A 21,914-nucleotide genomic window follows, 5' to 3' on the forward strand; every position below is an offset into this window, starting at 1 on the left:
GGCCTCCCCTTGGGGCCGATGTTTACGAGTACATCTGCTGAATGAGCTCGTCGTAGCGGGCGTCGATTGACTTGCGTTTGAGTTTGTGTGTCGGCGTCAGGTAATCGCCACCGGGCTCCCATGTTTCGGGCAGGACGGTGAACCTCTTGATTTGTTCCACGCGAGACAGTTTGGCGTTCGCCGCGGCGATCCCGGTCTCGACTGCTTGGTGGATTGCAGGTTCCGACGCGTACCGGGTCTTCGCATCGGGGTCCAGACAGATCAATGCGGTGTTGTACGGGCGTGCGTCACCGATCACCGCCACAACCCCGACGAGTGCGCAGTTGGCCGCTATCGTGTTTTCGATGTTCGTGGGTGACATGTTCTTGCCGGCGGCGTTGATGATCAGTTCTTTCTTCCGATCGATGATGGACAGGAAGCCCTCCTCATCGATGGACCCGATATCGCCGGTGTGCAACCAGCGATTGGAATCAATTGTTTCGCTGGTCTTTTCGGGATCCTTCCGGTAGCCGCGCATCACCATCGGCCCGCGCACCAGCACCTCGCCGTCGTCGGCGAGGATGATTTCCGCGCCGGGTACCGGCCGCCCAACGGTACCGATCTTGATACGGGTCGGCAGATTGACGGTCACCGCAGCGGTGCATTCCGACATCCCCCAGCCCTCGCACAGCGGGACCCCGAGTCCGAGAATGAACTCGTGCACCTCGGGCGGGATGGGTGCGGCGCCGGTGACCGCGAGGCGTATCTGGTCCATGCCGAGTTGTGCGCGCACCTTCGACAGCACGAGCCGATCCGCGAATCCGTACCGGATACTGCCCAAGACATGAAGGCGCCCTCCGGCCGACTCGATGCGGGCCTTGGCTTGCCCGGTAGCGAACGCCCACCGTGCCAGGCACCGCTTCACTGGACTGGGCTCATCGGCAATCCGCTGTTCGAGTGCCGCCTTGAGCTTCACCCAGATGCGTGGCACGCCGAGGAACGCGGTTGGCCGCACGACGGTCAACGCGGCAAGCACCTGTTTGACGTCGGGCACCGTGGTCACGGTGACTCCGTGCAAGAGGTTTGTGTAGTGGGCGAACCAGCGGTTGGCCGCGTGGGCGTCCGGCAGGTAGGAGATCACCCGATCCGCCGCACCGATTCCGCCGAAATCGTCAGTGATACGGGCGTTCTCGATGAAGTTGGTGTGTGTGAGCTCCACCCCCTTCGGTGGACCCGTGGTGCCGGACGTGTACACGATTGTCAGCAGGTCATCGGGCCGCACGGCCTGCCAGGTGGCGTCGAAATCGAAGTCGCCGGCGGAGGATGATCCAAGCGCACTCAGACTGATGACGCCGTCGGCCTCCCCGTCGACACAGATCACATGTTCGACCTTGCCGCCGTGCGCGACCGCGGCGAGCACCGTGGGCAGAAAAAGCTTCTCGCAGATCACCACGTGGTTTCCGGCGTTATCGAACTGGTACGCAAGCACTGCTGCGGGATTGGTGTTGTACACGGAGAACGGCGTCGCGCCGGTGTGTAAGACCGCTGTGTCGCAGAGATGGAATTCAGGCCGGTTTGTCAGCATCAAGGCGACGGTGTCTCCCGGCGCGACGCCGAGGGCGGCGAGTCCGGACGCTATCGCGCGAACCCGCTGGGCGTACTGCCGCCAGGTAAGGGAGAGCCCGCCGTCGGCGCTGCGGATCGCCACGACGTCGGGTTGGCGTGCGGCAACGGACTGGAACGATTCGACCAATGTTCGCGGCGTCATATATCTGCCTTCACCTTTCACCGCGGGCGCGGTCCTCATACGCCTTGCGCTGCGCCGTGTCGACGTTGTCAGTGAAGACGTGATCTCCGCCAAAGAGCGTGGTGAACCCTTCCGCAATGACGCGCGGCATGAATTTCTGCGATGAAATGAGTGCGCCAGCCAACCGAGTGACTCGTACCTTGGGCCGCGGGTTGATAATGAGATCGACTATGGCGTGGGCGATATCGCTAGGCTCGGCGTTCTTGAGGCCCTTGATACCCGTTGTGCCCGAAGTCAGTTCGGTATTCACGAACGATGGCAGCACCGTCGAGAAGTGCACTCCCGTCTTCCGGTTTTCTACGCGCACCGCGTCTGTGAAGCCGACGACCGCATGCTTGCTCGCGCAGTAGGTGGCGAGCCCGGCCGTGTAGGTCTCGCCGGCCAGCGACGCGACGTTGATGATATGCCCCGATGTGCGCGGAACCATGCGCTGCGCAGCGAGTTTCGTTCCGATGATCACTCCGTACACGTTGACGTCGAGGATTCGCCGGGTCACCGTGTCCGGCTCGTCGGTCAGCAGGCCGACCGGCATGATTCCCGCGTTGTTGATCAGCACGTCCAGCGGCCCGAGTTCACGTTCCACGTCGTCAAGGAATGCCGTGAACGACGCGAGATCGGTGACATCCAGCCGGCTCGCGAACGCGTCGATATCCGCGCCGGACTGCTTGGCCGCGACCTCGTCGACATCGCCGATGGCCACCTTGGCGCCCAGCGCGCGCAAGGTCGAAGCCGTCGCGAATCCGATACCGCGCGCGCCACCAGTGATTGCTATTACCCTGCCGCGCAAAATATTTGAATTGTTCTTCATCGAACTTTCTCCTTTGATAAGCCGATTCGACGTAGGCCCTGTGCACCAATAGCACGCATGGCACCGAAAGCGAGTCGGATCCGGGTCTTGGAATAGGGAAACCACATGGGTTCGTTGATCACCGGTGGCAGACGTGGCTCCGTGATAGCGGTCTGTCGGCAGTACTTGCGCACGCCGGCCGCCCCGCCCCAGCGTGACCCGATACCGGATTGCTTCCAGCCGCCCATCGGCAAGGCGAAACTGAACAAATTCGCGATGGTGTCGTTGATGTTGACCGCGCCGGCATCGAGCTTCCTGGCGACCCGACGCCCGCGCGCCTGGTCGCGAGTCCACACCGATGCCGACAAACCGTAGCGTGAGTCGTTCGCAAGCCGAATCGCCTCGTCCTCGTCGGCAACCTTCATCACCGGAATCGTCGGGCCGAACGTCTCCTCGTGAATGCAGGACATCGATTGGTTCACGTCGACGAGTACCGTCGGCTCGAAGAATGTGCCGCGGCCAGTGGGCTTTCCGCCAATAGTCGCGCGTGCGCCGGCCGCAATCGCCTCATCGACGTGTCGCTGGACGATATCGCGCTGAGTCATGTTCGCCATCGGCCCGGTGTCGAAGCGGAAACCTCTGTCATCCTGCCCCTGACGCAGTTCACGGACACGCTGCGTGAGTTTCGAGACGAACTCGTCGTAGACGGGTGCCTCGACGTACACGCGCTCGACCGAGACACAGACCTGGCCGGCGTTGAACAACGCGCCCCAGGCAATACCGTGCGCAGCGCGGTCGATATCCGCATCGGCCAGTACCAGCGCGGGATCCTTCCCGCCGAGCTCCAGACTGTACGGCTTCAGCTGCTCGACACATCGCCGCGCGATACTTCGACCGGTGCTCGTCGAGCCGGTGAACTGCACGTAGTCGACAGCGTCGACCACTGCCCCACCGGTATTGGCACGCCCTGTCGCGACCGCGAAAACCTTTGGTGCGCCGATTTCGTCCCAGCCCCGTGCGAGCTCGAGTGCGCTGAGTGGGGTCACCTCGGACGGTTTCAGCAGTACGGCGGCACCGGCCATGAGTGCGGGCGGAACATCAAGTCCAGCCATAGCGAGGGGAAAGTTCCATGGGGCGATGACGCCGACTAGCGGATAGGGCCGGTACGTGGTTGTGAGCGTCTTCGTCCAGCCGAGTGGGCTGTGCGGTCTTGGCCGCTCGTCGGCCAGGAACTTGCCCGCATTGCGGGCAAAGTAGTTGATCAGGTCGACCCATGCAGGGACCTCGAATTCTGCCTCGGCGCGCGGCTTGCCGGTCTCGGACTGCAAGACATCGGCGATATGCGCCGAATGGTCGAGAAGCCACGACTGAAACGTGAAGAGCCAGCGGGCTCGACCCTTGTGTCCCAGGGCTTCCCACTCCCCCTGCCCCTGCCGCAAGGCGAGCGCCTTTTCGGCGACCGACTCTGTGGACTCGTCGATGACCTTGCCGACCAATCGACCGTCGGCCGGGTTGTGTACATCGATGGTGGGCCGCTGATCCAGAGCCCGGTTTGTGCTTGCCTCCATGGCGACTTCCTTCATGACGGTGTGGATTCGCCGGAAGTGCGGATCTGATAGGTGCCATGCGTGGTGGCCACTGTCGCGCCGGAGTTATCAGTCAGGACAGCATCAAGCACGAACTCGGTTCTGCCGGTTATCCGGACTTCTTGCTGCATGCGGTCGATCGTGGCCGCGCCCAGTGACGCCCGCGCCCGCACATCGGTGGTCGCGGGCCGTCGATAACGAATCTGAAGGTCCTTCACGGTCGGGTAGAACCGTGCCGCATCGAAATTCGGAAAGAACAGGGCGCCACCGAGCAGCTCTGCGGCACCGAATAGTGCGCCCGCATACATGGTGCCGATGTGGTTGCTATTGCCCGCCAGTGGCACCACCGTGACCGCGTGCTCGGGCCCGACCTCAAGAACCCGGATGCCCAGTTGGTGCATCGCCGGGACGGCGTGCTCCATCCCGGCATTGATCATTGCGGCCAGTGCATCCATATCGGAGTGGGTGCCCCCACCCGCACTTACCTGGTCTGCGATCGCCATTGGATACTCCTTCGAAAAACAGGGCACGTGCCCCGCAACTAACCTAAGCGATGTTACGGGGCACTTGCCCCGTTTGGCTAGAGTGGAGTCATGCCCAGATCCAGCGCGCAGATTCCGGCACCCCGCACGCAGGCGCAGCGCCGTGAACACACGCGTGCCGCGTTGATCACCGCGACGATTCGCAGCATTGCCGAGCACGGCTATCTCGCCACCACCACCCGACGTGTGATCGAAATGGCCGATTCCTCGCCAGGTGCCCTGGCATACCATTTTCCGTCCCGGCTGGATCTGATTGCGGCCACGCTGGACGAAGTCGGCCGACTGGCCGTCGACGAGCTGCGAGCCCGGGTGGCGGATCTGCCGGCTACTGGCGATACCCGCACGGCCGAGGCACTGGACGTGATGTGGGATTACTTCACGAGTGAGCTGTTCCAGGTGTGGATCCGGGTATGGTTCGCCGCCAGCGAAGACGCTGAACTCTACGAACGGCTCGCCCCACTGGAGCGAACCATGAGCGCCGGGATAACTGCAGCGGCAACCGATCTCATACCGCCCGACCTGCCTCGACCGGTGTGGAATCGCCGTATCGGCGTCGCGCTGGACACCATGCGTGGCCTTGCTCTGCGCCTGAGCATCGAACCCCGCCAACGGCCGAGAAAACCTGACCCCTGGCCTGCAACCAGGGCCGAACTCAGTCACCTATTGGACCGCCGATCCGGTCAGGGCTAACGAAAGATGTCGGCAGAGGAAATGTGACCAACGACTGCTCACCGGCCCGTCTGTGTCACGCCGGCCTGGATTGATCGGCATCTCCGGCGGTTAGCCCGCGGGAGATGCCGACGATGTAGTCGGGCTCATCCAGCTGCGGACAGTGGCCCGCGTGGTCGAGCACCACCAGCCGGCTCTGTGGAATGGCTTGGTGCCAGCCCTGACTCGACGCGAGCGCGACAAGTCGATCCCGGCGCCCATGCACAAGCACGGTAGGACACGAGATACCGGTAATCGCCGGCTCGCCATCGACTTCCGCCTTCATGCGAAGCCCCTGCACCAGCAGCTTGTGGGCGTCGCCGCGGCCGTACAACTGAGAACTGAGGGTGCGCACCATCTTCTTGTCCCGCGATGCCTGGTTTCCGTAGATCAGCCGCCCGATGACCGCGTCGGCAAGATATGCCCGAAGGGTCCGAGGGGTACATACGGTCGCCCGCGCGAAGAAACGTGCGGCACCCAGTTGACCGACCCGGACCAGCCGCGTCCACCCCATGCCGGGAGTGCCCGTGGGCACAATGCCCCGGATGGGAAGTCGCTGGGGTGAGGCCGCCGCGCGGAGAGCCAGATACGCGCCGAGCGAGTTCCCGACCAGGACGACCGAAGCGTTCCGACCATGCCGCGCGATCACCTCCCCGACGAAGCGGTCGCCCTGTGGCAGCCATGCGCCGGGCCGGGCGGAGTCGGCGGCACCGAAGCCGGGCAGGTCCACCGCGACAGCGGCCTGCCCGGCTTCTTCGAACCGGTCCAGAAGCGGACGCCATGCGTCCGCAGAGTGGGAAAACCCATGCAGAAGCACGACAGCCGGCCCCTCCCCCTCTACGAACAGTTCGCGCGTGCCCACACCGGCGTAGACAGCACGTCGCTCATCAATCACGCGTTCAGGCCCCAGCCGCCCAATGGTCCAACTGAGTGGGCAGCTCGTCGAGAACCCACGGACCTTCGGTCTCGACGGTTTCCCGTGACGTCCAGCCCTCCAGCAAGGTGATGGCACCGCCTTGGACCGCGAGAACAGCGCCGTTCAAGGGGCATTTCTCGCTGGCAAGGTACGCCACCACGGGTGCGATGTTCGCGGGGCTGAACGCATCGAACTCACCCTCAGGAACCTCTTCGGCGAAGATCGCGCTCATGCCCGGCGTCGCGAGGGTCAACCGAGTTCTCGCCACAGGAGCAATGGCATTCACGCGCACCCCGTAGCGCTCAAGCTCCAGCGCTGCGACCTGAGTGAGGGCGGCAATGCCTGCCTTGGCGGCACCATAGTTGACCTGGCCCGCGTTCGTCAGGAAGGTGCCGGATGCAGATGCGGTGTTAATCACGGCAGCGTTGACCGGCTTGCCTGCCTTCGACTGTTCCTTCCAGTATCCGGCGGCATGGCGCAACACCGCGAAGTGCCCCTTCAGGTGCACCGCGAGAACGCTGTCCCACTGTGATTCCTCCATGGCCGCAACGAATCCGTCACGGAGGATGCCAGCGTTGTTGACGACGATGTCCAGGCCGCCGAATTCGGCAATAGCTTGATCCACAAGGCTCTTCGCGCCATCCCAGGTGGCGATGTTGTCGGTATTGGCAACCGCTTTGCCGCCCGCGGAGACGATCTCGTTCGCCACTTCCTGTGCGGGGCCGACATCTGCACCGCTACCGTCGTTGGCGCCTCCGAGGTCGTTGACGACGACACTTGCGCCCTCTTTGGCCAGCAGTAGCGCATGCTCACGGCCGATGCCACGACCCGCCCCGGTCACGATCGCGACCCGATTCTTCATTGAACCCATATGAGTTTCCTTCTGAGAGTGAATGATCGAATGTCAGGCGACGAGGGTGGCGAGCTTGTCGAGGGACTCGTTGAGTTCCTTCGTCGATGCGCGTTCGATCGCTCCACCGATAGCTCCGACCATCATTTGGCTGATGAACTCCGCATCGACCGTCGCGATGGAGGCGTCGTCACCCTTTGGCTCGACGGTGAGCCGGAAGCTGATCTTCGCTCCGGCCATGCCGGTGCCCGAGAACGTGGTGCTGCTGGGGGCGTCGAACTCGTCGACGGTGAACGTGATGGTGTTGGCCATACCCATGATCGTGAGAATTTCGCTCATGGTGGCGCCCTTGGACAGCTGCGCCGGTGGAGCTTCCTTCCACTTCGTGTGTACAGTCAGCCATTCCTCGAAGCGAGCAGGATCGGAAATGGTGGCCCATACCTTTTCCTGCGGCGCGGCGATCTCTTTGGAAACGTTGGCCTTGGCCATGATGCATTACTCCTCTTCTATAGGAACTGATTGTCGGATAACAGAATTCATCGGTTGGCCGCCTGGTAGGCGGTGACGACCGCAGACCCGCCCAGGCCGATGTTGTGTTGCAGAGCGGACTTCGCGCCGTCAACCTGGCGGTTACCCGCCGTGCCGCGCAGCTGCCAGGTCAGTTCGGCGCACTGCGCGAGACCGGTAGCGCCCAGGGGATGCCCCTTGGAGATGAGACCACCTGACGGATTGACGACCCAGCGCCCGCCGTAGGTGGTGTCGCCGTTGTCGACGAGCTTGTGGCCTTCTCCCTCACCAGCGAGCCCGAGTGCCTCGTAGGTGAGTAACTCGTTGGGTGCGAAGCAGTCATGTAGTTCGATCACGTCGATATCGTCTGGCGTGATCTGCGCCTGCTCGTACACACGGTTCGCGGCGGCGCGACTCATATCGGCACCGACAAGTGTTGCCATGCTGCCCGAATCGAATGTCCCCGGCACATCGGTGACCAGGGCCTGGCCGACGATCTCGATCGCCCGCGCCGCGAGGCCATACTTCTCCACGAATGCCTCGCTGGCGAGCACGGCTGCGGCGGAGCCATCGGACGTCGGTGAGCACATCGGTCGGGTGAGTTGCCCTGGGGTGTAGATCATCTTGGCGTCCAGGATCTCTTCCTCGGTGTACACGTCCTGAAACTGCGAGTAAGGGTTGTTCACCGAGTGGTTGTGATTCTTGACGGCAATCCGGGCGAAATGCTCCGGGGTTGAGCCGTACTTCTGATTGTGCTCGACGCCCGCCGCACCGAACATCCACGGCGCGACGGGGAATGCGAATTCCTGGAGTTCGGCCATCGCTTCCAGGTGCTTCTGCATGGGCTGTTCGCGGTCGTCGTAGGTGGAGCCCAGTGACCCCGGCTGCATCTTCTCGAAGCCGATTGCCAGCGTGCAGTCCGCTAGTCCGCCGCGAACTGCTTGTGCCGCAAGAAACAATGCGCTCGAACCCGTCGAACAGTTGCTGTTCACATTGAAGACGGGGATTCCGGTCAGACCGAGTCCGTACACCGCGCGATGTCCGGAGCATGACTCGCCGTAGCAGTAACCGGCGTAGGCCTGTTGCACCAGGTCGTAGGCGATGCCCGCGTCATCGAGCGCGTTGGTGCCCGATTCCAGGGTCATCGCCGGGTAGTCCCAGCCCTCGCGCCGTCCGGGCTTCTCGAATTTCGTCATACCGACGCCGACCACAAATACTCTGTTACCCATAATTCCATTGCCTTTCTAGGCGTACTCAGCCAAGCCATCCGTGATGACGAACTTGCCGGGCTTCTCATCACCGGCGGTCTCGAAGGCATAGATACCCTCGCCCGTGTTCCAGAACCTGCTGGTGATCGTTTCCTTCGGCAGTGCGGGCTTGCTGAGCCGCACCGCAAGCCGCTTGAGACGACCGGGATCATCTGGGCACAGCTGCGATAGCAGCGCGTGCGAGGTGAAGGCGATGGTGCATAGACCATGAATGATGATGCCCGGCAATCCCATTGCCTTGGCGAAATCGTCATCCAAATGGATCGGCATCGGATCGCCGGCGGGCCCGCTGTAACGGAACGTCTGGTCCTCATCGAACGTCTGGACCGCGCTGAAGTCCGGCTTACGGTCACGCAGCGACGCGTCAAAACTATGCTCAGGGCTTCTCTCCCCCACGGTGCCGTCGAATGTACCGCCGCGGAAAAAGCCGATGAAGTACTGCTCGTTGACCAGATCGCCCCGATTGCTGCGGGTTTCCATCAGCGTTGTGACGACAACGCCCGAGTCCTTGCCCTCGATACCGATCGGCTTCGCGCGCACCGTTAGGATTTCGCCGGGCTCGATCGGTCGGTGGATGCGGAAGTCATGCTCGCCATGGAGGATTCGCATCATCAGCTCATCGGGAACCACCCCCATGGTTGCGTCGGCCATGATCGCGGTGACTGGTACTACCGCGAACACCGGAGGCGCATAGGTGCCTTCCAGGTGGGCGGCGATTGGGTCGTTGGTTGCCTTTGCGTAGGCAATTGTCTGCTCCCGCTCGACCTTGAACTCCTGCTCCTCGGTCCACTGGCCCAGGCGGTCCAGGTTGAATCCCTCACGGTTGGCCATACATTCTCCTTGCGCAACATCGAATCTGGTTGATGACGTTACGAACCCGAGGCCTAGCCCGCGATGACCGAACTTCTCGCCTTCTTGACCGAACTGATCGCGCCGGCACGGTAGCTTCATCTACGTGCCTCTTCTTGACGCGGCGACCGCATACACGATCCCGATCCAGCGGGTTCAGGCCTTCGCTGGGCTGGCGTTGCGCTGTGGCTGGGACGTCGAGACGATGCTGGGCGCCGCCGGAGTCTCGCCGACGCTGCTGGCAGAGGGCCGTTCGCGGGTGACGACAGATCAAGCAGGCGTCCTGTTTCGAGAGCTGTGGCGCCAAACGGATGACGAACTGCTGGGTCTCGGGCTCACGCCCGTCCCCCGCGGCACGTTTCGGCTCCTCTGCTACGCGCTGATCAATGCGCCAGATCTCGGTGCGGCGATGCAACGGTTCGCAGATTTCAAACGGGCCGTGCCCGGAATTCCGCCCGTCACCATCGCAGTTCGGGGCGACACCGCCACATTATCGATCGATCTCAGCAAGATCGAGCAGCCGGTGGACCTTCTGATCGACACCTTGCTCGCCATGACACACCGGTTCCTGGGATGGGCCATCGGAAAGCGGATACCGCTGCATCGGGTTGAAGTCCCTTATGCCGAACGTACGGAGGTAGACGACTATGACCTGATATTCGGTGCGCCCATGGTTTTTTCGGCCGATCACCCGACGCTGGTGTTCGACAGAGATAACTTGTCGGCACCCGTCGTCCGTGACGAAGGTTCATTGGACGACTATCTTCGTCACGCGCCGGCAAGCGTGATCACCTATCGCAGCTATGCGACGTCCACGGCCAGCCAGGTACGTCTGCTGCTTGCCCAAGGTCTGACCGGAAACTGGCTGAGCTTCGACGAGATCGCAGCGACGTTGACCATGAGCCCCCAAACATTGCGGCGCAAACTCCGCGACGAGGGCACGTCGCCGCGCGAGATCAAAGAAGAGATTCTTCGTGATGCGGCGATCACGAGCCTGGTGCGCGGCGAGGAAACCGTAGCCGCGCTGTCGCGCCGACTTGGATTCTCAGAGCCCAGCGCCTTTTCGCGTGCGTTTCGTCGCTGGACCGGTAGCCCCCCAGGTTCGTATCAGCACTAACCGGTCAGCCGTTTGACTTGATCATCGGCAATCCCCCAGTCGGACAGCATCTTTGCAAGCACCGACGAGTCCGCGGTATGCGGTTCGGGATGTGGCGCGGGGGTCCGGCTGAAACGCGGTGCCGGGGCGGGCTGACGCAGTCCACTGACCTCGATGAAGGCCTCACGAGCCTGGTTATGTCCGTGCTCATGTGCCTCCCAGGGACTCAGCACCGGTGTCACGCAGGCATCGGAGTTCGCGAACAGGGCAGCCCACTCGTCGCGGGTGCGTTCTTTGATCTTGGCCCCGATCACCTCCTTGAGCTGCGCCCATCCGGATGCGTCCAACTGGAACGGCAGGTCGGGGTCGTCGATGCCGAGTGCGGCCAGAAGCTGTACATAGAAGGGGAATTCCACGCATCCGACGGCGACGTAACGGCCGTCCGCGCACTCATAGGTGTCGTAGAACGGCGCGCCGCCGTCCAGAGCGTTCTCCCCACGCGGCTGGTTCCACAAACCAACCGCGTGCATTCCGTGCATGAACGCCGTGTACAGGGCGGCCCCGTCGACCATGGCAGCGTCAACCACCTGTCCCTTGCCGGACCGGTCGCGTTCGTAGAGCGCAGAGACGACGCCCAGTGCCAGCAGCATTCCACCACCGGCGAAGTCGCCGATGATGTTGCCAGGCGGTACGGGTCGTTCCCCCGAGCGTCCGATGAGTTCGAGCGCCCCGGACAAGGCGATGTAGTTGATGTCGTGACCAGCGGTACTGGCGAGCGGCCCCTGCTGACCCCAACCGGTCATTCGCCCGTACACCAAACGCGAATTGCGGTGCTCCAGGTCCGCCGGCCCGATACCGAGCCGCTCGGCGACCCCGGGCCGGAACCCCTCGACGAACACATCTGCCTGCTCCACCAGTGCGTACAACGTATGCAGGTCGTCGGGGTTCTTCAGATCCAGTTTGATGGTGCGTTTTCCACGGTCAAGAGGACCATCCGGCGGCGCGAGACCGTCGCCGGGCGCCCCGGCGCGTTCCACTCGCAGCACGTCGGCGCCCAGATCGGCCAGGACCATACACCCGAACGGAGCCGGTGCAAGGCTGGCGATTTCGACGATCTTGACCCCGCAAAGTGGTCCCATCACAGTGCCTTGGCGATGATTGTCTTCATGATCTCGTTGGTGCCGCCATATACCTTCTGAATGCGGGCATCGGCGTAGAGCCGTGAGATCGGATACTCCTGCATGTAGCCGTAGCCGCCGAAGAGCTGTAGGCATTCGTCGGCCACCTTGCATTGCTGCTCGGTGAGCCACCACTTGGCCTTGGCGGCCGTGGGCACATCGAGTTCTCCGGCCAGGTGTTTGGTCACGCAGTCATCGAGGAAACTCCACGCGACGGACTTGATCGTGTCGCCCTCAGCGAGGACGAACTGGGTGTTCTGGAATGTGAAGATCGGCCGCCCAAATGCCTCACGTTCCTTGGTGTATGCGACGGTGAGATTAACGGTCTTCTCGATCGCGGCCGTTGCGGCGACAGCGAGGACCAATCGCTCCTGAGGCAGCTGCTGCATCAGTTGAATGAACCCGAGGCCCTCGACCGTGCCGACCAAATTGCATTGCGGCACCCGGACATCGTCGAAGAACAGCTCACAGGTGTCCTGACCGTGCTGGCCGATCTTCTCCAGGTTGCGTCCGCGCCGGAAGCCCTCGCGGTCGGTCTCTACCAGGATCAGTGAAACACTGTCTGCTCCAAGGCCTTCTGGGTCGGTCTTGACGACGACGACCACGAGATCGGCGAGCTGGCCGTTCGAAATGAACGTCTTGGCGCCGCTGATGAGGTAGTCGTCGCCGTCTTTGACCGCCTTGGTCTTGATGGACTGCAGATCCGAACCGGTGCCGGGTTCGGTCATCGCAATCGCGCTGACTACATCACCCGATGCCATCTTGGGCAACCAGGTCTTCTTCTGTTCCTCGGTGCCATAGGCATTGATGTAGTGCGCGATGATCGCGCTGTGCAGCAGCCCGCCGAAACTTGGTGCCAGCGCGCGGACCTGTTCGATCGCGACGACCGCTTCGTGCGCAAAGTTCCCCCCGCCACCGCCGTACTCCTCCGGAATGCTCAAGCACAGCAGCCCTAGTTCCCCAGCACGCTTCCAGACGTCGCGGTCGACGGATTGCTGCCGGCCCCAGCGCTGCTCATTCGGCGTGCACTCCTTTTCGAAGAACCGGCGTGCTAGCTCGGCAAGCGCGTCAAGGTCCTTGTCCATCCAGCTTGAGCGATGCAACGCCACAGCAGAACTCCTTCGTCCATGTTCGGTTTTCACCGACGCTATGGCGAACTGTTCACGCGACCAATGACCGAGACGGCCACAAGTTTGACCCGACCGCTCACGCATCCGACATCTCAACGGCCGTCGGCAGGAGCTCCTCTAGAGATTGATGCCGCGATTGCCTGCGAGGCATGGCGATGCCCGATGACCTCGAACCCGGCCACGGTGACAAGGGGCGCGCCGGTGAGAATGACCAGGCACACCGCCATCGGCACTCCTCCTGCGGCCAGCCACACGGCCGCGCCTAGCACCATGGCGGTCAGCACAACCAGGAGTATGTGGAATGGATCCCACAGCCGCACGAGTATCGCGCCTAGTAAGTACACAATGCCGATGTAGGCAGCAACAGGGATCGCGACCGTCAATACGGTTGCAAGCGATCCTAATTCGGTGTGATGTTCGATGTAGTAGGCGGCGATGTGTAGACCCGCGCCAGTGGCGATAATCGACGCGAAGATTCCGATGTGCACGAGCGCGAAAGGGATGGCCCGTGAACGGTGCGCGTGCAGCAAGTCTCCAAAGGGAAGCACGAAGTAGATCCACCACATGCCGAAGGTCAGCCCGACGCCCGCGATTATCACGAGCACCGCATCCGTCGACCAGCCTTGGGCGCCGACTACTGCGGACAGCGACGCGACTGTGCCGGCTATGCCTTCCCCGAGAGCGATGATCGCCAGCAATCCGTAGCGCTCGGCGATATGGTGCGGGTGCCACGGCGTGCCGCCCTGCAGGGTTTCGGCGATCAGGGGACCGATCATCTCAACGGCCGTAACAAGCAGAACCAGCACGAACGTCACAGGCACCGATGTGTGGATGATGATTACACCGACCCATAACAACTGGGCCACACCGATAGTCAATGCGTAGGTAAGGCAAGCGGACCGGCGTTCGGGATTCTGCTGTGCTGCCCGTAACCACTGCACGATCATGGCGGCACGTATCACGACGTAGCCCGCCACCATGACTTGGTTGTCCACATGTTCGCCCTTGGCGATCGATGCGTACATCTGCGGGATTCCGAGCGCCAAGATGATGACACCGGCCATCTGACCCATTGTCAGGACTCGGTAGGCCCAGTCGTCGGTGTCATAGGCCGATGCGAACCAGCTGAAATTGACCCAGGCCCAACAGATCGCGAACGTCGCGAATCCGAATCCCGCTAGCCCGGCGCCAATGTGGCCAGACGACAGCGAATGAGCGAGTTCGTTCGCCGCGACGCTGAAGGCCACAACAAAGGTCAGGTCGTACAGAAGTTCAAGCGGTGTCGCGACCCGGTGAGATTCATGCGGGTCACGCCCAGCCATCGCACGAAGCCTGTGCGCCGGCGCCTTTGCGTGGATAGTCACTCTGGCCTCCTCACACGAATCTAGACGGCGAGATAGCTGTGAACTCGCACCGCCAATCATCACATCGATCGGTCATCTTGGCTCGAAGGTGGCCCGACCGCCCCGGCCACAGGAATCGCTAGTTGCCTCGCCCGGTGAGCAGGGTGCGGAGCATTGCGGCTTGTTGGTCGACGGCTTGGGGGCCGTTGCCGGTGAGGATGCGGACGCTGGGTTCCCAGATGAGCTTGGGCGCACCGGCATTGGGGAAAACGCCCTCGAACTTGAATCCAGCTTCTTCGAGGGCCTCGTCCACGTAGTAGGTGGGGCGGGTCTTGTGGCCGGGCAGTTTGAGGAATGCGGTTTGGCAGGCAAGGATTTCAGCGTATTTCGGCACGGTGGTCACCGTGATGCCCTTGAACGGGTTGGCCGTGTTGGGCACGGGGTTGCCGTCCTTATCGACCCGGTACTTTGCGGCCGAGACCATGGCGACGGGGGCATGGCAGATCAACGAGACCAGCACGCCCTTCTCATGCAGGACGTTGATCAACTCGCCGAGCCACGGATTGTCGACGTAGTCGACCATCGGTGCGTGCCCACCGGGGATATGAGCGAAGTCGTATTCGCCGAGATCGAAAGCGTCCTCGGGGTCGCGGTCACGTTCCACCAGTTGTTGCGCCGAGAAATAGGTTTTGGAGGGCAACGAGGCGAAGCGGGCGGCGATCTCATCGCGAAGCGGCGCGACTTCCTTATCTGTTCTGGGCAAGACTTCAGAAACCGGCACGTTGCCCAGGTAGCGGTATGCCAGGTCGAGCTCGGAGTCGCGGCGGGCGATCAGTTCGGGGCGACGTGCACGGAACTTGTCCGCGTCGAATCCGAGAGCCTCCTCCGCGGTGGTCGCGAGCATCGCGGTCGTAAGCTTCTCGACCGCTTGCCATTGCAGCGCAAGGCCGTTGATGTCGACCTGCGGCAGCTGGCCGTCGGTCGTAGCGAAGGTGAAGTCGTAATCCGGGCCGAACTCTTGCAGGATCTGGCCCAGTTCGATAAAGAAGACCCCTGTGGAAACCCCAGGATGTCCTGCCGGTTCCGCGAGCGGCAGCACCTTATTCGACGACATCAGCACCAGCGCCTTGGGCCGCTGCCCGGCACCTGGCGTCACCGATTTGCTGGTTGCTTGTTCAGACATACCTGATACTCACATTCGATAGTGATGACTTGATGTAAAAGAACTGTCCTGTGCTGGCCTTCTGGCGGCACCGCACCGGGCACCCGCGAACATCGACCTACGCGGCGGCATCGATGTACCCGCGGGTACATCGATGCCTCTGGCCGTACGCAGGTGCCTGTGCTGAGCACCTGCGTACGGCCAGTCCGTTTACCGGATAGCGCCGCTAGTCAGTAGGTGATGACGGCGCGGAACCGTACGTCGCCCGCGATGACCTTTGCCACGGCAGTACTGACTTCCTCTTTGGGGAAGGTCTCGATCATGGGGACCACCTTCCCGGCCGCGGCGAACTCCAGAGCCTCGGTGAGGTAGCGCAGCCCATTGTGCGTTGATCCAATAACCTTCTGCCGCTGGGCGAAGAAGGGCCGCTGCCGATCGGTCGGAATGACGATATCGGCCAAGGGGTCGAGTCCCATTGATATCGCGCGGCCGTCGTGGCGCAGGCCCTTCAACGCGTCGGCGCCCTGGTCGTAGGAGTTGCTGCAGAGCAACAGCACATCGGCGCCCCCGGCGGCCGGCCGCCGCGAACTGCAGTGCCAGGTGCCCCAGGCCACCGATACCGACAATGGCGACGCGCTCATGCGGTGCTGGCTCAGCGGCGCGCAGACCGCTCCAGGTGGTGTAGCCGGCGCAAAAGATCGGTGCGGCAAGCTCGAAGGACAGGCCATCCGGAATTAGTACCGTGCCGGTCGCGGTGACAGCGACGTATTCGGCATGCCCGCCCTGGGCATTGAAGCCGGTCAGGCGGGGCGCTGCGCAGTTGACGGCCGCCTGCCCCGACAGTGGCAGGTTCTCTTTGCAGTAGTCGCAGCGGCCACAAGTGGACTGCACCCAGGTGGTGCCGATGCGATCGCCCACCTTGCGCGTGTCGACACCGGTGCCCACCTCGACAACCTCGCCCACGACTTCGTGGCCGGTGATCAGTGGGAAAAGGTCACCCGCGGCGCCGCGCGTGGTCCACACGTCGGTGAAGCAAATCCCGCACGCGTGCACTTTGATCAGCACCTCGCCGGGTCCTGCGGTCGGTGTCGGGACCTCGCGCAGTTCCCATGTGGCATTGATCTCCGGGATAACGGCGGCCTTCATCTATTAGCTCTCCTTGTTGAGTTTCTTGGGCGTTCTTGGCGCCTACGCTAAGTGGAGCGGACTGCCGTGTCACTAGCAGATCGCGCCATATTAGGTGGCGTGCATAACCCGTAGACTATTAACGATGGCTACGGACTCAGGAACCTTTACACTTTCGCCAGCGATCAAACCTCTGCTCGATAACCTGGGGATTCAGGCCGATGTGGTGTTACGGCAGGCAGGCCTGCCACCAAATCTGTTAACCCGCGGAACGACTGACCTCTCGAGTGAAGGCTACTTTGCGTTCTGGCGGGCGCTCGAGCAGGCGAGCGGGCATGACACCCTGCCGGTGGCCATAGCTCGCACGCTCACGGCCGAGGTTTTCGATGCGCCTATATTTGCTGCGCTGTGCAGCCCAAACCTCAGCGTCGCGGCCCACCGAATCGCCAAATTCAAACATCTGATTGCGCCCATCGACGTCAGGGTTGAGGAGGACAGCGAACGCGTTCTGTTGACCTACACCTGGTTGACCGAAACGCAGCCACCGGCCGTGTTGACCACCAGCGAACTGCTCTTCTGGACGGCGTTGGCGCGTCTCGGAACCCACCGGCACATCGCTCCGCTGCGGGTTTGCGCCACCGAGCCCCCGCCCCGGTCTGCCATCATTCGTGAATATTTGGGCACTGATATTGAATCGGGCCCCGTTGACGCAATTGTCTTTTCGGCCGAGGACTGCGCACTCCCCTTCCTGACCGAAGACCTCCAGATGTGGAACTACTTCGCCCCTCAACTGCGCAGCCGCTCATCCGAGCTGACGCAGTCCTCGCCGATGACGGAGCAAGTGCGCACCGTCCTGCTGGAAGCGCTGCCGGCCGGCCAGAGCGACATCGCGACGGTCGCCCGAAAATTGGCCACGAGCACACGGACACTGCAGAGGCAGCTTCAGCTCGAACGCAGCAGCTTTCAAGCGGTGCTCAACAAGACACGAGAAAACTTGGCCCGCCACTACCTGTCGCGGGGCGACACCAGTATCAGTCAGATCGCGCTGCTACTTGCCTACGACGACACCAACTCGTTCTACCGCGCCTTCCGCGGCTGGACTGGCCAAACCCCCGAACAAACGCGGCAACCACTGTCGTGACCGTCCAGCGCTGCGAGCGGGTTTCCGATGACGGCGCCGATAGTCCGGCGCCGGTCATCTGAAAATTAAGCACAGCCAAAGAGTTACGGCCGCCTTGTGTGAGTCGCCGATCCGAGTAGGCTGACGGGAAGACGGTATCTTGCACCCGCTCACTCATGGGCGCGGCGTCGTCGAAAGATTCAGCACCGGACACGGGCGCTGAAGCTAGGAGCGTCTGATGACGCATCAAATATTCTCGCCAATATCATGACTGACGTTGCCACGTTGGTGGTACCGGCGACATTCGAAAGTGACGACTCCATTCGTCTTCGGTTAAAGCCCGATGGTGATGGGAGCGGGTACGTCGACGGAGCATGGTGGCCGCACTCACGAGACCTAACGCAAGACCTGCCAACGCTTTTGGATGCCGCAGGTCCCCGATTGGGGGCCGTTAAACGGGTGATCTACCGCATCCAGGAATGGGACGCGGCCCCAAAACAGCTACGCTACGGCGATCGTATGGTGTCGCTGGACGGGTACCGCACTCAGCGGGCGGACACCATCTACATCAGTGATCTGGATCGTCGTCAGCTAGTGCTGCTAGTCGTCCCTCCGATGACTGACCCGCACCTTGCGCACGATGTGATGACTAACGCAGCCGTCCCGGGTAGCACTGCGGCCCCGGCAGTGCTGCTGGCGGCGACGCGTCGAGCTGGTTGAACGAGCCAGCAGGTTGATCTCGCCGCTGTCCGCCTCTTACCGGCAGCAGGTGGGATCCAGAACTGTGCAGAGCGCGGTGAGCGCATCCGGAACCGGCCGGTGATAAACATTCATTCCGCGACGGTCGGATTCCACCAGTCCCGCTTTACGCAATTGGTTCATATGGTGGCTGACGGTTGATTCGGTGAGTCCGAGGATGCCAGCGAGGTCACCGCTGATGATCTCCCCCTGGGGTGCGCCGAACAGCTGGGACATGATCTTGACCCGCACAGGATCGGCAAGCGCCTTGAGACGCAGCGCGACTTCCAGGGCTTGCTCGTCGCTCATCGGGCCTGCGGCCACGGGCGCGCAACAGACGGGGCCGGTGGTGTCTATCACGGGAAGGGCCTTGGGCATGGTTCCAGCATCCCGAAGTCTTTGACATATGTCAAAGACATGGCAGACTGAGCACATCAAAGAGTTCGATGAATATCTTATTCTTCCCGGAGGTGGACCGGTGTCCCGTGTGCAGCTGGCTCTCAATGTCGACGACCTCGACGCGTCAATCGAGTTCTACTCCAGGCTCTTTGGTGTGAATCCCGCCAAACGCAAACCGGGTTACGCGAACTTCGCCATCGATTCCCCACCACTGAAGCTGGTGCTGTTGGAGAACCCGGGTCGCGGCGGCACGATCAACCATCTGGGGGTGCAGGTCGAATCCAGCGAGCAGGTACACGCCGAGATTGCGCGCTTGACCGATGCCGGCATGTTCACCGAGGAAGAGACTGGCACCACCTGCTGCTTCGCGACGCAAGACAAGGTGTGGGTGACCGCGCCAGATCGTGAAAAGTGGGAAATATACACAGTTTTGGCCGATTCGGAGACCTTTGGCATCAGTCCTGAGCCGCTCGCCCACGACGCGGCATGCGCGTGTGAGCACCCGGAGTGAGCACACCTGGCGCGGCGGGACGATTGTCCACGCTGAATCGGTTCTTGCCGGTATGGATCGGCCTCGCGATGGCCGCCGGGCTGCTGCTGGGCCGTTGGATCCCCGGACTGGATCGTGTGCTGGAAACGATTCAGGTCGACGGGATCTCGCTGCCCATCGCGATCGGGCTGCTCGTCATGATGTACCCGGTCCTGGCGAAGGTGCGCTACGACCGCCTCGGGGACGTCACCGCAGACCGTAAGCTGCTGATCGGCTCACTGGTCTTGAACTGGTTGCTCGGCCCGGCGTTGATGTTCGCGCTGGCATGGCTGCTGTTGCCGGACCTTCCCGAATACCGAACCGGCTTGATCGTCGTCGGCCTGGCTCGGTGCATCGCCATGGTAATCATCTGGAACGACCTCGCCTGCGGTGACCGAGAAGCCGCGGCTCTCCTCGTCGCATTGAATTCGGTCTTTCAGGTGTTCATGTTCGCGGCGCTGGGCTGGTTCTACCTAGCTGTACTGCCCGGTTGGCTGCACTTGCCGCAAGCCGCCATCGATACCTCCCCGTGGCAGATCGCCAAATCCGTGCTCCTCTTTCTGGGAATCCCACTGGCGGCTGGATACGTATCCCGCCGTCTCGGAGAACGGATCAAGGGGCGCGCGTGGTACGAAACGCGATTCCTGCCGACTGTCGGCCCGTGGGCCCTCTGGGGGCTGCTGTTCACCATCGTGATCTTGTTCGCCCTCCAGGGCACTCAGATCTCTGCTCGCCCATGGGATGTCGCGCGGATTGCGATGCCGTTGCTGGCCTACTTCGCCATCATGTGGGGCGGCGGATACCTGCTTGGCGCTGTCTTGGGATTGGGCTACGCGCGCACGGCAACGCTGGCGTTCACCGCTGCCGGGAACAATTTCGAGTTGGCCATCGCCGTCGCGATCGCCACCTGGGGCGCCACTTCCGGCCAGGCGCTGGCTGGCGTTGTCGGCCCCCTGATCGAAGTGCCGGTCCTGGTTGCGCTCGTCTACGTGTCTCTGGCGCTGCGCAGCCGATTTACCGTTGCGCGACAACAGAATATGCCCGAATCCGTAGACAAGGAGGCGGTTCAATGACCGAAGGTAGGCCCAGCGTATTGTTTCTGTGCACCCACAACGCGGGCCGCTCCCAGATGGCTCTCGGATTCTTCACCCATACAGCTGGTCATCGAGCCGTTGCATGGTCGGGCGGTTCGGAACCCGCAAAGCACATCAACCCCGCCGCTGTCGAAGTCATGGCTGAGCGGGGCATCGACATCACCAGTGAATACCCCAAACCCTGGACCGACGCGATCGTGCAAGGCGCCGATGTCGTGGTCACCATGGGCTGCGGTGACACCTGCCCGCACTACCCCGGGAAGCAGTACGAGAACTGGGACCTACCCGACCCGGCCGGGCAGCCGATCGAGGCCGTGCGTCCTATCCGAGACGAGATAGAACGGCGGGTTCGCAACCTACTGGATCGGCTCAACATCACGGGCTAAGCGGCCATGATGATTCGGAGGGCCGCGGAGACTTCGTCCTCCTTGGGAGAATCAAGCAGGGGCATTTGCGCGGCTAAGCGCATGATCACCCTGGCGAGAATCCGGTTGGTGCGTGCCGGCACCATGAGGATCCGCACCGTCCGATGCTCGCCCTGGAGTGTGACTACCCAATGGAACGCACGGTTGGCGAGCGTCGGAGGCATGGCCGCCGATCTCATACTCGACCGGGGCGACCCGGCCTTCCAGTTCAGGGACACCTGGTTGACCGGACCAATGTGCTCGGACAGCTCTTCAATCAGCGGTGACAGTTCCCTCGCGATGAATCCGTCGTCTTGCGGCCACCACGCACCGTTCATCCTGCCGGTCTTGCGCGGGCCTAACGTAAAGCGGATCGGCGGACCAGGATATTCGGCCTGTGTCATACGTACTTCCTTGTTGCTCAGTGGGACTCAGACAAGGGAATCCGTATGAGCCAAAACAGTTGGTGCTAGGTACGTGCCACCGCCATCGTTACTTGACTAATATTACCCCCCTTTCGGGGGCTCCGTTGGCGCGGATTTGTAAATGGTTGACACTCAACAATTTTGAATATGTCAAAAGTCCGCGATTGGCTCACGCCGCCGACGATCCGAGGACTATGCCGGCCGAACTCGGGGATGGTTACGGAATGCTTTCATTTGGGTGAGTGCTCCCAGTAGTCGCCCATTCGCGGCCTGAACATGCTAGCTTTCTGTAACTGCTGGATACGTGTACTGCTAGTTGCGGTATCCGTCTGGCTCCCCAATCTGAGGAACGTGTCCATGCAGAAGTCCTTT

21 protein-coding genes and 3 pseudogenes are annotated in these 21,914 nt (G+C 62.2%); 7 read left to right on the forward strand and 17 right to left on the reverse strand.

The features are described 5' to 3' along the window. Window positions 1-22: 22 nt before the first annotated feature. Genes B4394_RS24530 through B4394_RS24545 form a run of 4 tightly spaced genes read right to left on the reverse strand, consistent with a single transcriptional unit; the run spans window position 23 to window position 4,662 of the window. A complete protein-coding gene (locus tag B4394_RS24530; protein WP_502688542.1) occupies window positions 23-1,786 on the reverse strand; it encodes an AMP-dependent synthetase/ligase in 1,764 nt (587 codons plus the stop codon). Beyond that, complete coding sequence (locus tag B4394_RS24535; RefSeq protein WP_078316517.1) at window positions 1,758-2,594, reverse strand: SDR family oxidoreductase; 837 nt, start codon at window positions 2,592-2,594, stop codon at window positions 1,758-1,760. The genes B4394_RS24530 and B4394_RS24535 overlap by 29 nt, the downstream gene beginning before the upstream one ends. Then, the gene (locus B4394_RS24540; protein ID WP_078316531.1) at window positions 2,591-4,141 is read right to left on the reverse strand and encodes an aldehyde dehydrogenase family protein; all 1,551 of its coding nucleotides are present in this window, start codon (window positions 4,139-4,141) and stop codon (window positions 2,591-2,593) included. The genes B4394_RS24535 and B4394_RS24540 overlap by 4 nt, the downstream gene beginning before the upstream one ends. A gap of 11 nt (window positions 4,142-4,152) precedes the next feature. Next, window positions 4,153-4,662 (reverse strand): PaaI family thioesterase, encoded by a 510-nt coding sequence (locus tag B4394_RS24545; protein WP_286142467.1) that lies wholly within the window; start codon window positions 4,660-4,662, stop codon window positions 4,153-4,155. Window positions 4,663-4,752: 90 nt separating this feature from the next. Here B4394_RS24545 and B4394_RS24550 point away from each other — a divergent pair, with 90 nt between their 5' ends. After that, entirely contained in the window at window positions 4,753-5,391 is a 639-nt protein-coding gene (locus B4394_RS24550) for a TetR/AcrR family transcriptional regulator (RefSeq protein ID WP_078313115.1), read from the forward strand. A gap of 55 nt (window positions 5,392-5,446) precedes the next feature. Here B4394_RS24550 and B4394_RS24555 read toward each other — a convergent pair whose 3' ends face one another. Genes B4394_RS24555 through B4394_RS24575 form a run of 5 tightly spaced genes read right to left on the reverse strand, consistent with a single transcriptional unit; the run spans window position 5,447 to window position 9,781 of the window. Next, window positions 5,447-6,304, reverse strand: coding sequence for an alpha/beta fold hydrolase (locus B4394_RS24555; RefSeq protein ID WP_176138370.1), 858 nt, complete (start codon window positions 6,302-6,304; stop codon window positions 5,447-5,449). 4 nt (window positions 6,305-6,308) lie between these two features. Beyond that, a complete protein-coding gene (locus B4394_RS24560; protein ID WP_078316519.1) occupies window positions 6,309-7,196 on the reverse strand; it encodes an SDR family oxidoreductase in 888 nt (295 codons plus the stop codon). Between the two features lie 33 nt (window positions 7,197-7,229). Further along, window positions 7,230-7,664: a type II toxin-antitoxin system Rv0910 family toxin gene (locus B4394_RS24565; RefSeq protein WP_078313118.1), complete on the reverse strand. Its 435-nt coding sequence runs from the start codon at window positions 7,662-7,664 to the stop codon at window positions 7,230-7,232. 47 nt (window positions 7,665-7,711) lie between these two features. After that, window positions 7,712-8,911 (reverse strand): lipid-transfer protein, encoded by a 1,200-nt coding sequence (locus tag B4394_RS24570; RefSeq protein WP_078316520.1) that lies wholly within the window; start codon window positions 8,909-8,911, stop codon window positions 7,712-7,714. Window positions 8,912-8,926: 15 nt separating this feature from the next. After that, on the reverse strand, window positions 8,927-9,781 hold the full coding sequence (locus B4394_RS24575) for a MaoC/PaaZ C-terminal domain-containing protein (protein WP_078316521.1): 855 nt from the start codon (window positions 9,779-9,781) through the stop codon (window positions 8,927-8,929). A gap of 124 nt (window positions 9,782-9,905) precedes the next feature. Between B4394_RS24575 and B4394_RS24580 the strand changes: the two genes are divergently transcribed. Next, window positions 9,906-10,916 (forward strand): AraC family transcriptional regulator, encoded by a 1,011-nt coding sequence (locus tag B4394_RS24580; protein ID WP_078316522.1) that lies wholly within the window; start codon window positions 9,906-9,908, stop codon window positions 10,914-10,916. On the opposite strand, the gene B4394_RS24585 is transcribed toward B4394_RS24580, so the two are convergent. From B4394_RS24585 to B4394_RS25975, 6 genes and pseudogenes are all read right to left on the reverse strand, one after another. After that, window positions 10,913-12,034 carry a CaiB/BaiF CoA transferase family protein gene (locus B4394_RS24585; RefSeq protein ID WP_078316523.1) on the reverse strand — a complete coding sequence of 374 codons (1,122 nt, stop codon included), beginning with the start codon at window positions 12,032-12,034 and terminating at the stop codon, window positions 10,913-10,915. The genes B4394_RS24580 and B4394_RS24585 overlap by 4 nt on opposite strands. Further along, window positions 12,034-13,158 carry an acyl-CoA dehydrogenase family protein gene (locus B4394_RS24590; protein ID WP_078313123.1) on the reverse strand — a complete coding sequence of 375 codons (1,125 nt, stop codon included), beginning with the start codon at window positions 13,156-13,158 and terminating at the stop codon, window positions 12,034-12,036. Before B4394_RS24590 ends, B4394_RS24585 begins: the two co-directional genes overlap by 1 nt. A gap of 137 nt (window positions 13,159-13,295) precedes the next feature. Continuing rightward, window positions 13,296-14,525: a low temperature requirement protein A gene (locus B4394_RS24595; RefSeq protein WP_078316524.1), complete on the reverse strand. Its 1,230-nt coding sequence runs from the start codon at window positions 14,523-14,525 to the stop codon at window positions 13,296-13,298. A gap of 160 nt (window positions 14,526-14,685) precedes the next feature. Continuing rightward, window positions 14,686-15,729, reverse strand: a complete 1,044-nt coding sequence (locus B4394_RS24600; RefSeq protein WP_078316525.1) for a type 1 glutamine amidotransferase family protein — start codon at window positions 15,727-15,729, stop codon at window positions 14,686-14,688. A 209-nt stretch (window positions 15,730-15,938) separates the two neighbouring features. Then, window positions 15,939-16,349, reverse strand: coding sequence for a zinc-binding dehydrogenase (locus B4394_RS25575; RefSeq protein WP_217697784.1), 411 nt, complete (start codon window positions 16,347-16,349; stop codon window positions 15,939-15,941). Between the two features lie 145 nt (window positions 16,350-16,494). Next, window positions 16,495-16,854 (reverse strand): annotated as a pseudogene (locus tag B4394_RS25975) (alcohol dehydrogenase catalytic domain-containing protein); the annotation flags it as partial. A 124-nt stretch (window positions 16,855-16,978) separates the two neighbouring features. On the opposite strand from B4394_RS25975, the gene B4394_RS24610 reads away from it, so the two are divergent. After that, window positions 16,979-17,974 (forward strand): AraC family transcriptional regulator, encoded by a 996-nt coding sequence (locus B4394_RS24610; protein ID WP_078316526.1) that lies wholly within the window; start codon window positions 16,979-16,981, stop codon window positions 17,972-17,974. A gap of 246 nt (window positions 17,975-18,220) precedes the next feature. Further along, window positions 18,221-18,673 carry a DUF5994 family protein gene (locus B4394_RS24615; protein ID WP_078316527.1) on the forward strand — a complete coding sequence of 151 codons (453 nt, stop codon included), beginning with the start codon at window positions 18,221-18,223 and terminating at the stop codon, window positions 18,671-18,673. Between the two features lie 36 nt (window positions 18,674-18,709). On the opposite strand, the gene B4394_RS24620 is transcribed toward B4394_RS24615, so the two are convergent. Next, window positions 18,710-19,069: an Rv2640c family ArsR-like transcriptional regulator gene (locus B4394_RS24620; protein ID WP_078313129.1), complete on the reverse strand. Its 360-nt coding sequence runs from the start codon at window positions 19,067-19,069 to the stop codon at window positions 18,710-18,712. 100 nt (window positions 19,070-19,169) lie between these two features. Between B4394_RS24620 and B4394_RS24625 the strand changes: the two genes are divergently transcribed. The 3 genes and pseudogenes from B4394_RS24625 to B4394_RS26045 all read left to right on the forward strand — a co-directional run. Beyond that, window positions 19,170-19,601, forward strand: a complete 432-nt coding sequence (locus tag B4394_RS24625; RefSeq protein ID WP_078313137.1) for an ArsI/CadI family heavy metal resistance metalloenzyme — start codon at window positions 19,170-19,172, stop codon at window positions 19,599-19,601. Then, a pseudogene (gene arsB / locus B4394_RS24630) lies at window positions 19,598-20,633 on the forward strand (ACR3 family arsenite efflux transporter); the annotation flags it as partial. The gene B4394_RS24625 and the pseudogene arsB, both read left to right, overlap by 4 nt. A 64-nt stretch (window positions 20,634-20,697) precedes the next feature. Beyond that, window positions 20,698-21,099, forward strand: a pseudogene (locus tag B4394_RS26045) (arsenate reductase ArsC); the annotation flags it as partial. Here the strand turns inward: B4394_RS26045 and B4394_RS24640 are convergent. Next, window positions 21,096-21,455 carry a DUF5994 family protein gene (locus B4394_RS24640; RefSeq protein ID WP_078313138.1) on the reverse strand — a complete coding sequence of 120 codons (360 nt, stop codon included), beginning with the start codon at window positions 21,453-21,455 and terminating at the stop codon, window positions 21,096-21,098. The pseudogene B4394_RS26045 and the gene B4394_RS24640 sit on opposite strands and share 4 nt — an antisense overlap. Between the last annotated feature and the right edge of the window lie 459 nt (window positions 21,456-21,914).

The organism is Mycobacterium sp. D16Q16, from assembly GCF_002013745.1.
Taxonomy (GTDB): domain Bacteria; phylum Actinomycetota; class Actinomycetes; order Mycobacteriales; family Mycobacteriaceae; genus Mycobacterium.